The organism is Mycobacterium sp. Aquia_216 (assembly GCF_026723865.1).
Lineage (GTDB): Bacteria > Actinomycetota > Actinomycetes > Mycobacteriales > Mycobacteriaceae > Mycobacterium.
In genome coordinates, this window is record NZ_CP113529.1 from 3,646,895 (window position 1) to 3,661,504 (window position 14,610).

General features: G+C 66.6%; 10 protein-coding genes and 1 pseudogene. 5 read left to right on the top strand and 6 right to left on the bottom strand.

Going from position 1 to position 14,610, the window contains the following annotated elements; all coding sequences use genetic code 11:
• Nucleotides 1–11: 11 nt before the first annotated feature.
• The 3 genes and pseudogenes from lnt to OK015_RS17025 form a co-directional block, all read right to left on the bottom strand.
• Nucleotides 12–2,863, bottom strand: a pseudogene (gene lnt / locus OK015_RS17015) (apolipoprotein N-acyltransferase).
• The gene (locus OK015_RS17020; protein ID WP_268132825.1) at nucleotides 2,856–4,388 is read right to left on the bottom strand and encodes an amidohydrolase; all 1,533 of its coding nucleotides are present in this window, start codon (nucleotides 4,386–4,388) and stop codon (nucleotides 2,856–2,858) included. Before OK015_RS17020 ends, lnt begins: the two are co-directional and overlap by 8 nt.
• Nucleotides 4,389–4,494: 106 nt before the next feature.
• Nucleotides 4,495–5,040: an FxsA family protein gene (locus tag OK015_RS17025; RefSeq protein WP_268124701.1), complete on the bottom strand. Its 546-nt coding sequence runs from the start codon at nucleotides 5,038–5,040 to the stop codon at nucleotides 4,495–4,497.
• 73 nt (nucleotides 5,041–5,113) lie between these two features.
• On the opposite strand from OK015_RS17025, the gene OK015_RS17030 reads away from it, so the two are divergent.
• On the top strand, nucleotides 5,114–5,806 hold the full coding sequence (locus tag OK015_RS17030; RefSeq protein WP_268124703.1) for a dienelactone hydrolase family protein: 693 nt from the start codon (nucleotides 5,114–5,116) through the stop codon (nucleotides 5,804–5,806).
• A gap of 13 nt (nucleotides 5,807–5,819) precedes the next feature.
• Here the strand turns inward: OK015_RS17030 and OK015_RS17035 are convergent, their stop codons facing one another.
• Together OK015_RS17035 and OK015_RS17040 are read right to left on the bottom strand one after the other, a co-directional pair.
• Nucleotides 5,820–6,677: a type 1 glutamine amidotransferase domain-containing protein gene (locus tag OK015_RS17035; RefSeq protein ID WP_268124704.1), complete on the bottom strand. Its 858-nt coding sequence runs from the start codon at nucleotides 6,675–6,677 to the stop codon at nucleotides 5,820–5,822.
• Nucleotides 6,678–6,685: 8 nt separating this feature from the next.
• The gene (locus OK015_RS17040; RefSeq protein ID WP_268124705.1) at nucleotides 6,686–7,081 is read right to left on the bottom strand and encodes a PPOX class F420-dependent oxidoreductase; all 396 of its coding nucleotides are present in this window, start codon (nucleotides 7,079–7,081) and stop codon (nucleotides 6,686–6,688) included.
• A 121-nt stretch (nucleotides 7,082–7,202) separates the two neighbouring features.
• On the opposite strand from OK015_RS17040, the gene OK015_RS17045 reads away from it, so the two are divergent.
• The 4 genes from OK015_RS17045 to OK015_RS17060 are packed head-to-tail and all read left to right on the top strand — an operon-like array spanning nucleotide 7,203 to nucleotide 11,006.
• Entirely contained in the window at nucleotides 7,203–8,411 is a 1,209-nt protein-coding gene (locus OK015_RS17045) for a DUF1214 domain-containing protein (RefSeq protein WP_442791309.1), read from the top strand.
• The gene (locus OK015_RS17050; RefSeq protein ID WP_268124709.1) at nucleotides 8,411–9,556 is read left to right on the top strand and encodes a sulfotransferase family protein; all 1,146 of its coding nucleotides are present in this window, start codon (nucleotides 8,411–8,413) and stop codon (nucleotides 9,554–9,556) included. Before OK015_RS17045 ends, OK015_RS17050 begins: the two co-directional genes overlap by 1 nt.
• Nucleotides 9,553–10,191, top strand: coding sequence for a TetR/AcrR family transcriptional regulator (locus OK015_RS17055; protein ID WP_268124711.1), 639 nt, complete (start codon nucleotides 9,553–9,555; stop codon nucleotides 10,189–10,191). Before OK015_RS17050 ends, OK015_RS17055 begins: the two co-directional genes overlap by 4 nt.
• Before the next feature lie 11 nt (nucleotides 10,192–10,202).
• The gene (locus tag OK015_RS17060; protein WP_268124713.1) at nucleotides 10,203–11,006 is read left to right on the top strand and encodes an SDR family NAD(P)-dependent oxidoreductase; all 804 of its coding nucleotides are present in this window, start codon (nucleotides 10,203–10,205) and stop codon (nucleotides 11,004–11,006) included.
• 13 nt (nucleotides 11,007–11,019) lie between these two features.
• Here OK015_RS17060 and cobN read toward each other — a convergent pair whose 3' ends face one another.
• Nucleotides 11,020–14,607 (bottom strand): cobaltochelatase subunit CobN, encoded by a 3,588-nt coding sequence (gene cobN / locus OK015_RS17065; RefSeq protein ID WP_268124715.1) that lies wholly within the window; start codon nucleotides 14,605–14,607, stop codon nucleotides 11,020–11,022.
• Nucleotides 14,608–14,610 lie beyond the last annotated feature (3 nt).

The following is a 14,610-nucleotide window of genomic DNA, read 5'->3' on the forward strand; positions in this document are numbered from 1 at the left end:
CGCCCGCTCGACTACGTTCTGTCGGCTGCGCGGGCGGCCCGAGCGCCGTTCCTGCGACTCTCGACGCCCCATTTCGCGACCTTGACCAGCGCTTCGCGAATGTTGGATCCGCTCATTTTGGATACGCCGAGCTCGCGCTCGGTGAAAGTGATCGGCACCTCGACGACGATGAAGCCGTTGTCGAGGGTGCGCCGGGTCAGATCGATCTGGAAGCAATAGCCCTTGGAGTCCACGCCGTCGAGATCGATCGCTTCCAGGACTTCGCGGCGGTAGGCGCGGTAGCCGGCGGTGATGTCGTGAATGTCGATGTCGAGCGCCACTCGGGCATAGGTATTGGCTGTCCAGGACAGGGCCCAGCGCCGCTTCGGCCAATTTCGCACCGCTCCCCCGTCGACATAGCGCGAACCGATGGCCAGGTCGGCGCCGGAGTCCACGGCGTCCAGGAGTCGGCGCAGCTGCTCCGGAGCATGACTGCCGTCGGCGTCCATCTCGACGAGTACCGCGTAGTCCCGACTCAAACCCCAGCCGAAACCCGCGAGGTAGGCGGCGCCCAGGCCATCCTTGGCCGTGCGATGCATGACGTGGGTGCGACCGCCGTCGGCCGCGGCCAGCTCATCGGCGAGATCGCCGGTCCCATCGGGGCTGCCGTCGTCCACGATCAGTACGTGCACATCGGGGCAGGCGTCCTGCAGCCGCCGATGAATCAGCGGCAGGTTCTCCCGCTCGTTGAAGGTCGGGATGATAACCAGGACACGCTGGCTGGGACGATTACCCGGGGCCCGGGTCGCCTGCTCGCCGGTGGTCATTGATCTCCTCTATGTCGCCCGAGATAACGCGGTTGTGGGCCGCCCTTTTGGTGGAGCGGAGTGTAGTCACCGCCTGTGTCCGGCGGAGCGTCGTGCGCGGTCGTCGGGACTTCCTCGTCGGGCCGGGGTTCGTCCGGAGTCGCCCCACTGTCCGCCGATTCAGCCGAAGGCCTGGACCGCAGCCGAATCGAACGCGGGAAGATCCTATTGTGCCGTATTCCGGCCAGAATGACCGCTCCGGCCGCCGCGACCAGCACCCACTGCACGATCGGGGACCATTGAGTCGCCGGCGTCAGCTTCGTCTTGAGGCGCACCTGGATGTCCAGGTAGGCGGGCTGGAAGAAGTCGGTGCGGACCAGCTCGGCGCCATCGGGCGCGATCACGGAACTGATCCCGGTGGTACCGGCGACCACGACGTATCGGTCGTGCTCGACGGCCCGAACCTTGGCGAACGCCAGCTGTTGCTCGCTCATGCGCTTGTTGAAGGTGGCGTTGTTGGCGGGTACCGCCAGCAGCTGGGCACCGTTGAGGACGGCTGTTCGCGGCACCCGGTCGAAGATCACCTCCCAGCAGGTGGCCACGCCGACGGGCACTCCGGCGATCTGCACGACGTCGGTGCCTTGACCGGGGATGAAATTGCCGGCCCGGTCGGCATAGCTCGACAGATATTTGAACAGCCACGCCATGGGCAGGTATTCGCCGAACGGCTGGACGATCGTTTTGTCGTGCCGGTCGGCCGGTCCGGTGACGGGATTCCACACAATGGCGGTGTTGGTGTACTGGACGGGCCCTTGCTCGCTGCCCGGAACGGCGAGCACCGCGCCGATCAGGATCGGCGCGTTGATCGCATGGGCTGCCTCCGCGATTCGTTGGGCGGCGTCGGCGTTGACGAATGGGTCGATGTCGGAAGAATCCTCCGGCCAAATAACGAACTGCGGTTGCGGGGCAGCCCCGGCTCGCACATCCTCGGCCAGCCGCAGCGTCTCTTCGACGTGGTTGTCCAGTACCGCTCGACGTTGCGCGTTGAAGTCCAGACCGAGCCGGGGCACATTGCCTTGCACGGAAGCGACGGTGACCGTCGGTTCACCACCCGATCCGGCACCGGAGTGCCGCACCTGCGGCCAGACGACGACTGCGGCGAGCAACACCAGACAGACACAGACGCCGGGAAGGACCACCGCGGGCGGCGGTGGTCCGGCATCCGCGACTTCCTCTTCGGCGGCCTCCGCCGAGATGTCACGACGCAGCCGGCTACCGGTTCGCCACCAGGTGGCGATTTCCAGCGCGATTGCGGTCACGCTGAAGCCCAGCAGCACGACCCCCATCGACAGCAGGGCCACGCCGCCGAGCTGGACCAACGGCAGCAGTGGACCTTCGGCCTGGCCGTAGGCGACCGAGCCCCACGGAAAGCCGCCGAACGGGAAATTCGATTTCAGCCATTCCTGGGCCGTCCACAGCACTGCGAACCAGATCGGCCAGCCGGGCAGTCGACGCACGACCACGGCGAAGAAACCAAAGAGGGCGGGGAACAGCGCGCACATCGTGGCCAATGCCAGCCACGGGATGGCGCCCACCAGCAGGCTGATCCACGGCAGCAGTGGCGCGTAAAACGCGAGCCCGAACAGGAATCCGTAGCCGAAACCACCGGCCGGCGTCGTGGCGGGGTGCTTGAGCACCCAGGCGAGCAGCGCGGCGGCGACGACGGCGGCCCACCACCAGTTCACCGAGGGGAAGCTGGCGCAGAGCAGCAGTCCGCCCCCGACGCTGGCCGCCAGCCGCGAGAGGCGAGGCAGCAGCGCGGCGCCGATGCCGGGCAACCGCCCGGTTGCCCCCCTACCCAATCGCGCTATTGCGTGGCTTGTGCCGCTGGCCACCCGACCGGCGAAGCCGGGCCGCTGCGGCTCGCTGGGGGTGTGCTCGTCGGGCTCGGAGGCCTCGTCCTGCGGCGCGGACTCCTCCTCGTCAGGCTCGGTTTCGGCGGCCTGCAGCGCGGCGTCCGGATCGACCTCGCTCGGCTCGTCGGGGTATTCGTCTCGACCAGGCCTTTCCTCAGCCATGGATGACAGCACCTCGGTGCACGGTTCGCCGGCATCGCGGCAGCTCATCGGTCAGCCCCAACCGGGGCAACGCGGGAACACGGGAGCGAGGATCGGTGGACCAGCGCTGGACGCTGTCGTCAGGGGCGTGGACATCGAGGTCTCCGGCGTCCCACACCGCGTAGGACGCGGGTGCGCCGGGCACCAGGGCACCCATGTTTTCGTCCCGGACGCCGCATGCGCGCCAGCCACCGCGAGTCGCCCCGGCGAACGCGGCCCGGGCCGATACGCCATTGCCCGGAGTGTGGTGATGAACCGCCGCGCGCACGCTTGCCCACGGGTCAATCCCCGTCACCGGGGCGTCGGAACCTAGCGCGAGGGGCACGCCTTGGGATGCTAACAGCGCAAGCGGATTGAGCCGGCTGCCTCGTTCAGCGCCGAGGCGGTCGGCGTACATACCGTCGCGGCCGCCCCAGAGCGCATCAAAATTGGGCTGCACGCTGGCGATGACACCCCACGCGCCCAGTTTGGCGGCTTGATCGGCGGTAACCATTTCCAGGTGCTCCAGCCGGTGCCCGCAGCGGGCGACCGCGACCACCCCGAGGTCGGCGACGACACGTTCGAACGCGTCGACGGCCGCCGAGACCGCGGCATCGCCGATGACGTGAAAACCGGCCGTCACCTGCGCCGCGGTGCATGCCCGCAGATGCGCTTCGATGACGCCGGCGTCGAGGTAGCAGGTGCCGACGCGGTCGGGTGCGTCGGTGTAAGGCTCGTGCAGCCAGGCGGTGTGTGACCCGAGGGCCCCGTCGACGAACAGGTCACCGGCCAGCCCGCGGGCTCCGGTCTGCTCCATCAGCACACGGACCTGCTCGGCGGTGGTCACCGCCTCACCCCAGTAGCCGATCACCTCGACGCCGTGATCGAAGGCCCGTAGCTGCAGCCAGTCATCGAGGCCACCGATTTCGGGTCCCGCGCATTCGTGTACCGCGACGATGCCGGCCGCGGCCGCGGCTCCCAGCGCAGCTGACCTGGCTTCCTCCAGCTGCGCAGCGGTCAGCGACCCGCGCGCGACGGCCCGGACCAGATGGTGTGCGTCGCCGGCCAGCGGCCGGTCAGCGGCGAAGCCGCGCGCCGCCGCGAGATCCGGAACCAGCCGGCGCAGCCCCGTCGAGGCCAGCGCCGAGTGGACGTCGACGCGCGCCAGGTAGGCCGGCCGGTCGCCGAGCGCCGCGTCGAGATCGGCGGTGGACGGCGGGCTGTTCTCGGGCCACGACGACTCGTCCCAGCCGTGCCCCCACACCGCCTGGCCGGGGAGGGCTGCGGCATAGTCGGCGATCAGCTGTAGGCAGTGCCCGCGCGAGCGGGCCGCCCGCAAGTCGAGTCCGCTCAGCGTGAGTCCGGTCGCCGTCACATGAATGTGGCTGTCCACGAATCCCGGCGCCACGAAACCACCCTTGAGGTCCAGCACCTCGGCGTCGGGAAACTGTCGGCGGCCTACCGCGTCGCTGCCCAGCCACGCAACGACGTCGCCGCGCACCGCCATCGCGGTCGCGTCGGGATGGGTGGGGCTATGCACCCGCCCGTTCAGCAGCAGCGTGGTCGAAATCGGGGTCACACCGCAAAACTACGTGCAGCGGTGCCAACGGCAATCAGTCCGGGCCGGACCGAAATCGGGGGCCGCCCCAGTGCTGATCGGCGATCCGGTCCTTCGGCAATACGGCTGGCTCGGCATCGTGGACGTCGAGGACCTCGCCGTCGATGTAGTCGCGGCCATCGCCCGTGGGATGAGGACGGAAGTCGGTGAAAGCCGTGCTGTAGCTGACCAGCGGTGCGCGGCGCTGCAAACCGCGCAGCGCGATGCCGCTCAATCCGGGCCCGGCGGCCGACCGCACCGGCTGAAGCAGCAGCAAGGTCCCCAGAGCCGTGGTGACGAATCCGGGAACGAGGACCAGCGCCGTCGCCACCGTCACCACCGCGCCGTCCCCCAGGGTGCTGCGCGGTTCCTTCAGACCGGAACGCATCTGCCCGATGTCGCGAATCAGCTGCGACCCCGCTATCGGGGCCAGCAGGCCCCAGCCGAGGACGAACGTGACCAGCAGACTCAGCAGGGTCCAACCCCACCCGACCGTCCATACCAACGCGAAGATCGCCGCCAGCTCGACGACGGCGTAGACGAGTAACAACCGGCTCACCATGTGAGGCCAACGAGTGTGCATTGCATTGAAGTTCCCGTGCCGGCTCGCATCGCGGCTGCAGTTAGATGATGATATGACCACGATTGAGATCGATACCCCCGACGGACCGATCGATGCGCTGCTGAGCGTTCCACCCGGCAGCGGCCCCTGGCCCGGTGTGGTGGTGATCCACGACGCCGTCGGCTACGGCCCGGACAAGCAGTCGATCAACGACCGCATCGCGCAGGCAGGCTATGTGGCGCTGACTCCGAACCTGTACGCCCGGGGCGGCCGCATCCGCTGTATCACCCGGGTCATGCGTGAGCTGATGACGCAACGCGGCCGCGCCCTCGACGACATCCTTGCTGCCCGCGATCACTTGCAAGCCCGGCCGGACGGTACCGGGAAGGTCGGGATCGCCGGCTTCTGCATGGGCGGCCAGTTTGCCCTTGTCATGTCGCCCAAAGGTTTTGGCGCTTCCGCTCCGTTCTACGGCACTCCTCTGCCACGCCACCTGAGCGACACGCTGCAGGGGGCATGCCCGATCGTGGCGAGCTTCGGTGCGCGTGACCCGCTGGGCAGGGGCGCACCCGAGAAGTTGCGCGAAGTGGTTGCGGCCAAACAGATCACCAATGACATCAAAGCCTACCCGGGCGCCGGACACAGCTTCGCGAACACCCTTCCCGCCCAGCCACTGCTCCGGATTGCGGGTTTCGGCTATGACCACGCCGCTACCGAAGACGCCTGGAGTCGTGTCTTCTCGTTCTTCGGTGAGCACCTGCGCTAGTACTTCGGTAGTCCTAGGGCCGCAATTTGTCTGACACGACACCCGCGAAGGTGTGCGTGTCGCCGGGCCAGCGCGCCGAGACGTAGTTGCCGTCGTCGACGACGAATGCCGGTCGCGAGTCGGTCGCCGTGTCGCGCGCCATCCCGGACGATTTGAGTCGCCAGTGCGGCGTGCCGCGCTCGACGTCGCGAAAATCCGACGGGTCTGCAAGCGCGCGGGTGACTTCCGACTGCACCGACATGTAGCCGCCCGGCTGACCGGGCTGCTCGGAGTAGGTCCGGTAGTAGTCGGGATCCCAGAATCGGGTGATCCGCGTGAGCCGCCAGGCCAGTCGCTCCATGGCCCAGGTGAGCGCCGTGGTCTTGCGACCGTAGAGCACCGAGCGGCCCGTGCCGGGGTCGATGCTGCGCGCGGCCAGCAGCACACCGTGACAGATCGCGGCCACGATCATGTCGCGGCCGAAGGCTTCGACGACCAGGCGCTGCAAGATGTCGCTGTCGATGTAGCTGCGCATTCCGCGGGCGCGGTGACCGCCGGGCAGCAGCAACGCGTCGATGCCGTCGAGCGTGGCTCGCCGCCAGCTCACGGGGTGCCGGTACTCCTGCGAGCGCACCATGGCGGCATAGGCGTCGCGACCCCTCGTGTTGGCGCGCAACACCAGGCCGACGAGCGGGAAGGACCCCAATACCGGTAACGCGGACCAGATATCCAGACCTCGACCGGTCACCATGATGTCGTCGGCCACACCGGACGTTCCGCTTTCGGTCGCGAAGACCACCCGGTGACCGTTGTCGGTCAGGACCCGCCAGCTGACCGCGACCTCGGTCGGGTCGAAGTCACGGTCCGGAATCGGAACCAGCACCGTGGCCATCGCGCGTTCTAGCCTTGGGCCACTCGGAGTTCGAGGCCGATGTTGTTTTCCATGCCGCCGCGCAGCTTGCTGAAAAAGTTGAAGACCGCGCCGACAATGCCGTAACGCCTGCCGATCGCGTCGTACACAGTGCCCGTGTCCGATTTGTCGAGCAGGGCCGCGGTGCCCGCGACAGCCTCGCTCGTCGGACGACCGCGCATCGTGCAGGTGGCCATCGTGACGCGGGGTGTATTGCGAATCCGCTTGACCTTCCACGAGTTTCCCTGCGTGATCACCAGCAGCCGGTCGCCGCATTCCTGGTCCGGGGCAGTCCAGATCGGCGTCGGCTTGGGTCGGCCGTCCTTGGTGAAGGTGGTCAGCAGGATGTATTGCGCCTTGGCGAGATCGGCGAAGGTGGGCGTCACGGTCTCAACCTACTCGTGAACGTTGACATTCACAGCACTCGGCTGCGATGGTGTTAAATGAAAATAATGTTTTCGTTTAAGCATCGGAGCGGGGAAACGCGTGGGCGATCCGAAGAACCCGATGGCGTGGCTACCGTTCTCGATCGCCGAGGCAGCGCTGGCGGGATCTGACGACGGCGCAGACCTCTCCCAGGCGTGGTCGTATTTGCAAGGACGACTGCACAACGCAGCGCAGCTCGTCCAATCGGACCCGGCCAACCGAAATCGCGTCGATCTCGCCGCGGGCATGCGGCATCTGTTGGTGCTGCTCACCGCCGGGATCGATGAGGTGCTGCGATTCGACACCGATCCGGTCCTGAGTGTTCAAGCCACCAGCACCGACGACCTGGTGACGTGGGGAATGGAATGTCCAGACTGCATCTACACCCGTGCCGTGCTGCGCGGCGGGGAAAGTTACCGGCTGTTCGGTAATCGAGGCACCGCACGCTATGTCGGGCTGCAGACGATGAACGGCATCGCCGCAACGGCTAACGAGCTCGTCGACGAGCTCGAGATGGATGCCGACGGGAACTTCGAGGTGCTGCTGTCGGCATCCGAGCAGACGGGGCGAGCCGGTAATTGGATGCGGCTCGAAGGCGAAAACCCGACGCTGACGGTCCGGCACTTCTTCTACGACTGGGACAACGAAGTGCCATCGTCGCTGCGCATTGAGCGCCTCGGCGATGCGACTAGCACCGAAGTCCGTCCGATCGATCCGGCCGTGGCAATATCGCGGCAGTTGGTCGCCCTTGGCGACTTTGTCCAGGGCAACCTGGAGTTCTTTCTCCAATTCGGTGCCGCGGCGCCGACGAATGGATTCCTGCCGCCGATCGACCGCTCCGATATCGGTGCGGCCGCCGAGAACCGGCCGGTGATCGGTCGGTGGGAGCTGGGCCCGGGCGAGGCACTCATCGTGGAAATGGAACCGCCCGAAGGGATTTACTGGAGCTTCTCCCTCGGCAACCCATGGTGGGAGACGATTCATTACGGGCGCCACCAGTCCAGCCTCAATGCCCGGCAAGCGGTGGTGGATTCCGACGGCCTGGTGCGGGTGGTGCTGTGTCCCGAGGACCCGGGTGTCGCGAATTGGCTTGACACCGCGGGCTACAGCAATGGACCCATCATCCTGCGCTGTGTGCGAACGAAGACGGCGCCGACGCCGTCGACGCGGGTTGTGCCGTTCGACAAGATCCATGCTCACTTGCCATCGGACACCGCGACGGTCACCGCGCAGCAGCGGGCGTCCGTCATTGCGGCGCGCCGCAAGGCCGTGCGCGAGAGGTTCGCCTGATGACATTTGACGCCGATGAGTTGCAGAGCGGCGCTTGCGCTGCAACAGGTCTCGATGATTTCGGGTCCTCGTACTACCGCGAGGGACTCGATCGCATCGTCGACACGCTGAACACCGAGGCCGACCTCAACGAAATCGGCCAGGTCATCCAGCACGCGACCATCAGCAACGCGCTGATCCAGCGCCTCAAGATCGAGGACGCGTACCGACAGCATCCCGAGATCGACGATGAGGTGGTCGGCGGCCCTGTCTTTGTGATCGGGCTACCCCGCACCGGGACCACTGCATTGAGCCAACTGGTAGCCGCCGATCCGCAGTTCCGGTCGCTGCGGATGTGGGAATCCCAAGCCCCCACACCGCCGCCGGAGGCCGCCACCCAGCACACCGATCCGCGGATCGCGCAGGCCGAGGCCGGCCTGAAGATGCTCGACGACATGTTCCCGTTGATGAAAACGATGCACAACTCCGAGGCCACTGCCGCGACCGAATGCCAGGACCTGATGGGGATGAGCTTCCGTACCTTTCACTTTGACGGCGCGGTGCGTGCTCCCGGCTATCTGGCGTGGCTGCTGGACTGCGACATGCGCGAGACGTACAGCTTTCACCGCAAGGTGCTCAAACTGCTGCAGTGGCATTGCCCGCCAGTGCTGTGGCATCTCAAGACACCGGTGCACATGTTCGCCCTCGACGCGCTCGTCGAGGCGTACCCGAATGCCAGATTCCTGTGGAGCCACCGCGATCCGGCCAGGGTGATGGGTTCGGTGTGCAGCCTGATCCGGTATGTCCGCAGCTGGAGCAGCGACCACGACGATCCCAAGGAGTTGGGCGCCGAGCAAGTCGGCAGCTGGGTCGAAGCCGTCCGGCGGGCAATGGATTTCCGTGCCCGGATGGGTGACGACCGGTTCGCCGACGTCTCCTTCGCCGACCTGCAAACTGATCCCGTGCGCACGCTGCAAACCGGCTACGAGCGACTGGGATTGAGCTTTACCGAGGCCACCTCGTACTCGGTCAGGCAGTGGGCCGAAGGGCACAGACCCGGCTCTCGTGGGATACACGACTATGACCTGGCCGAGTACGGCTTGACGTCGGAGGGGGTTCGTGAACGGTTCGTGGACTACCTCACCGCCTACGATGCAACCGGATGAGTGCTCCTCGGACGCGACGGCGCGACAAGCTCGAGCCGGACCCGGCGGTGCGCCGCGAGATTCTTACGGCCGCATCGGCAACCTTGCGCGAGCACGGAGTTCGCGGATTGAGCATTGCCGCGGTGCTGGACCGCGCCAAGTTGAGCACCCGCGCCTTCTATCGGCATTTCGATTCCAAAGATGAATTGGTCGCCGCGGTCTTCCTGGAGACCGCGCGCGCGGAGAGGCGACGGCTGCAGCGCCGGATGTCGGCCGCCGATACGGAGATCGAAGCGGTAGCGGCGTGGATTGACGGACGGCTCGACTTGGCGTTCGACGACCACGTGAAATCCGATTTGCGGCGGCTGTCGCTGGAAGCCCAATCGCAGACCTTCGCCTCCCCCGGTCTGGTCCAGCCCGCATACGTCGAAATGCTCAAGCCGCTCAGCGAGGCCCTGCAGCGCGGCCTGCGGCGCGGGGTGTTCCACCACATCGACCCGGTGACCGACGCGGAATTCATCCACGGCGTGGTGTGGGCGAGCACCAACCGGCAATGGCACACGGGCGATTGCGATCGCGCCGAAGTCCGCGAAAACGCGCTTCGTTTCTGCCTGCGCGCACTGGGTGTGGCACCCGAAACAATCGATCAGATGTGAGAGGAGTATCCATGGACCTGGGTTTCGCCGGATCGACGGCCGTGGTCACCGGTGGGAGCAAAGGGATGGGGCTGGCCATCGCCGAAACCCTGGCGACCGAAGGTTCCAGCGTCGCGGTAATGGCTCGCGGCAGACAAGCACTCGATACCGCGGTGGAATCACTGCTGAAAGCAGGCGCTCCCGACGCCGTGGGGATCAGCGTGGATATGACCGACGCGGAGTCCATCGCGAACGGCTTCGCGACGATCTCCGAGCGCTGGGGGCAACTCAATAGCTTGGTTCACACGATCGGGCCGGGCGACGGCTACTTCGAGCAGATGGACGACACGCAATGGGAGGATGCGTTCGCGCTGGGCACCATGTCGGGCGTGCGGTCGATCCGCGCCTCGTTGCCACTGCTGCGCTCGGCGGAGTGGGCCCGCATTGTGGCGCTGTCGGCGCACTCCATTCAACGGCAGAACCCGCGCATCGTGGCCTACACGGCCGCCAAGGCGGCATTGGCCAGCGTCACCAAGAATCTCTCCAAAAGCCTTGCGAAGGACGGTATCTTGGTCAACTGCGTGTGTCCGGGGACGATCGTGACAGCCAGCTTCACCGAGAACCTCAAGGACATCCTGGCAGCCGATGGCCTGGATGCCACCGACCCGCACGACGTTATGACCTGGATCGACAACAACTTCCATCAACCCTGTGACCTCGGTCGCGCCGGGTTGCCCGAAGAGGTCGCATCCATCACCGCCTACTTAGTGTCTCGGCGCAACGGCTACGTCACCGGAGCCACCGTGAACGTCGACGGCGGGTCGGACTTCATCTAGGGGCTGCCGCTGCCTAACCCTCCAGGTCACCTTCGGTTTCCAGCAGCGCCTGGCGCAGCCCGTCGAGGGTTTCCGGCGTCGGCTCGGCCCACATGCCGCGCCCGGCCGCCTCCAGCAGCCGTTCGGCCATGCCGTGCAACGCCCACGGATTGGATTCCGTCATGAACTTTCGGTTCTCCGGGTCCAGCACGTAGCGCTCGGTCAGCTGTTCATACATCCAGTCGGCCATGACCCCGGCAGTCGCGTCGTAACCGAAGAGGTAGTCGACGGTCGCTGCCATCTCGAATGCACCCTTGTAGCCGTGCCGGCGCATCGCGGTCATCCAGCGGGGATTGACCACCCGGGCGCGAAATACCCGAGTGGTCTCCTCGGACAGCGTGCGGGTGCGGATCGCGTCGGGTCGGGTGTTGTCGCCGATGTAGGCGGCCGGCGCCTTGCCGGTCAGCGCCCGCACCGTCGCGACCATGCCGCCGTGGTATTGGAAGTAGTCGTCGGAATCGGCGATGTCGTGCTCGCGGGTATCGGTGTTCTTGGCCGCCACCGCAATCCGCCGGTACTGCCGGTTCATGTCCTCGACCGCTTCACGGCCGTCCAGGTCGCGCCCGTAGGCGAACCCACCCCAGGCCGTGTACACCTGCGCGAGATCGGCGTCGTCGCGCCAGTTCCGGCTGTCGATCAGCTGCAGCAGCCCGGCACCATACGTGCCCGGCTTCGATCCGAAAATTCTTGTGGTAGAACGCCTTTCGTCGCCATGCTGGGCCAGGTCGGCCTGCGCGTGGGCGCGGACGTAGTTACCGTCGGCGGGCTCGTCGAGTTCGGCGACCAAGCGCACCGCGTCGTCGAGCATCGTTACGACGTGCGGGAATGCGTCCCGGAAGAATCCCGAGATCCGCACCGTTACGTCGATCCGCGGACGCCCCAGTTCGGCCAGCGAAATCGGCGTCAGACCGACGACGCGACGTGACGCGTCGTCCCACACCGGCCGAACGCCGAGCAGCGCAAGGACCTCGGCGATGTCGTCGCCGGCGGTGCGCATAGCCGAGGTACCCCACACCGACAGCCCGACCGATTGCGGCCATTCCCCATGGTCGTCCCGGTACCGGGTCAGCAGTGAATCTGCAAGCGCGACACCGGCTTCCCAGGCCAGCCGGGATGGTATCGCCTTGGGGTCGACGGAGTAGAAGTTGCGGCCGGTGGGCAGCACGTTGACCAGGCCGCGCAACGGCGACCCAGACGGACCGGCCGGAATGAACCGGCCGTCCAGTGCCCGGAGCACCTGGTCGATTTCGGCGGCGGTACCGCTCAGCCGGGGCACTACCTCAGTGGCCGCGAACCGCAGCACCGCGGCCACCTCGGCATTGTCGGTAATCCTGTCCACGGCCGCCGGATCCCAGCCGGTGGCTTGCAGCGACGCGACCAAGCCGCGTGCCAGGGCCTCGGTTTGATCGACCTTGGTCCGCTCGTCGGTGCCGTCTTCGGCGAGACCGAGTGCTTGTCGCAAGCCGGGTAGCGCATGCTCGCCGGCGAACAGCTGGCGGGCCCGCAGGATGGCCAGCACCAGGTCGAGTTCTGCTTCCCCCGTGGGCTTTTGCCCGAGGATGTGCAGGCCGTCGCGGATCTGGACATCCTTGATTTCGCATAGCCAGCCATCGACGTGCAGGATCATGTCGTCGAACGTGTCTTCTTCAGGCTGCTCGGTCAGGCCCAGATCGTGGTCCATCTTGGCGGCGCGGATCAGCGTCCAGATCTGCTGACGGATGGCGGGCAGCTTGCCCGGATCCAGGGCGGCGACGTTGGCGTGCTCATCGAGCAGCTGCTCCAAACGTGCGATGTCGCCGTAGCTTTCGGCGCGGGCCATCGGTGGGATCAGATGATCGACGAGCACGGCGTGCGCCCGCCTCTTGGCCTGAGTGCCCTCGCCGGGGTCGTTGACCAGGAACGGATAGATCAGCGGCAGGTTGCCCAGCGCGGCGTCGGATCCGCAGGCCGCCGACATCCCCAGCGTCTTGCCGGGAAGCCATTCCAGGTTGCCGTGCTTGCCCAGGTGCACCACGGCGTGGGATCCGAATCCGGTATCCAGCCAGTGGTAGGCGGCCAGGTAGTGATGGCTGGGCGGCAGGTCAGGATCGTGATAGATGGCAACCGGATTCTCGCCGAACCCGCGGGGCGGCTGCACCAGCAGCACCAGGTTCTCGGATTGCATTGCGGCGATGACTATCTCGCCCTCGGGATCCGCCGTACGGTCGACGAAGAGCTCGCCGGGCGCTGGACCCCAATGGGTTTCGACGGCCTCGCGGAATTCCTCTGGCAAGGTGGCGAACCAGTCGCGGTAATCTTCGGCGGACACCCTGATCGGATTGCCGGCCAGTTGTTCTTGGGTGAGCCAGTCGGGGTCCTGCCCGCCGCGTTCGATCAGCGCGTGTATCAGGGCATCACCGTCGTTGGCATCGACCCCGGGCAGATCGCCCACCCGATAACCGACGTCACGCATCGCCCGCACCAGGGCCACCGCGCTGGCCGGGGTGTCCAATCCGACGGCGTTGCCGATGCGGGCATGCTTGGTGGGATATGCCGAGAACACCAGGGCCACCCGCTTGTCGGCCGGGGCGACATACCGCAACTGTGCGTGCCGGATGGCCAGGCCGGCGACCCGTGCACAGCGTTCCGGGTCGGCGACATAGGAGATCAGCCCGTCGTCATCGATCTCCTTGAAGGAGAACGGGACGGTGATGATGCGCCCGTCGAACTCGGGCACCGCCACCTGACTGGCGACATCCAGCGGGGACAGGCCGTCATCGTTTTCACACCACTGATCGCGCGAGCTCGTCAGGCACAGACCCTGCAAGATCGGAACATCCAGGGCGGCAAGGTGTTCCACATTCCAGCTATCGTCCTCCCCGCCCGCTGACGCGGTCGCGGGCTTCAGTCCCCCGGCGGCCAGCACGGTGACCACCATCGCGTCGGCCTCGCCGAGCCGTTGCAGCAGTTCGGGTTCGGCGGTGCGCAGCGACGCGCAGTAGACGGGCAGCGCTCGTCCACCAGCGTCTTCGATAGCCGCGCATAGCGATTCGATGTACGAGGTGTTGCCGGCCAGATGCTGCGCACGGTAGTACAGCACCGCGATCGTCGGCCCACCGGTGTGCTGCGCTCGGGGCCGTTCCAGTTCACCCCACGTCGGCGTCACCACCGGCTCGGTGAAGCCGGCGCCGGTCATCAGCACCGTGTCGGACAGGAACGAATGCAGTTGCCGCAGGTTCTCCACGCCGCCGTGCGCCAGGTAGATGTGAGCCTGCACGGCAATCCCGGCGGCGAGCGTGGACAGTCCGGTCAACTCGGCGTCGGCGGCTTGCTCACCGCTGACCAACACCGTCGGAATACCACTGGCGATCACGGTGTCGATGCCGTTTTGCCAGGCGCGATAACCACCGAGGATCCGGACGACCACGATCGCAGCGTCGGCAAGCAGGTCGGGCAATTCTGTGTCAGTCAGGGGGTCGGACAGCCGGGCGGGATTGGCCCATCGATAGTTTTTCCCACTGGCACGGGCGCTGATCAGGTCGGTATCGGATGTCGACAGCAGGACGATGGTTGGCTCAGCCACCCC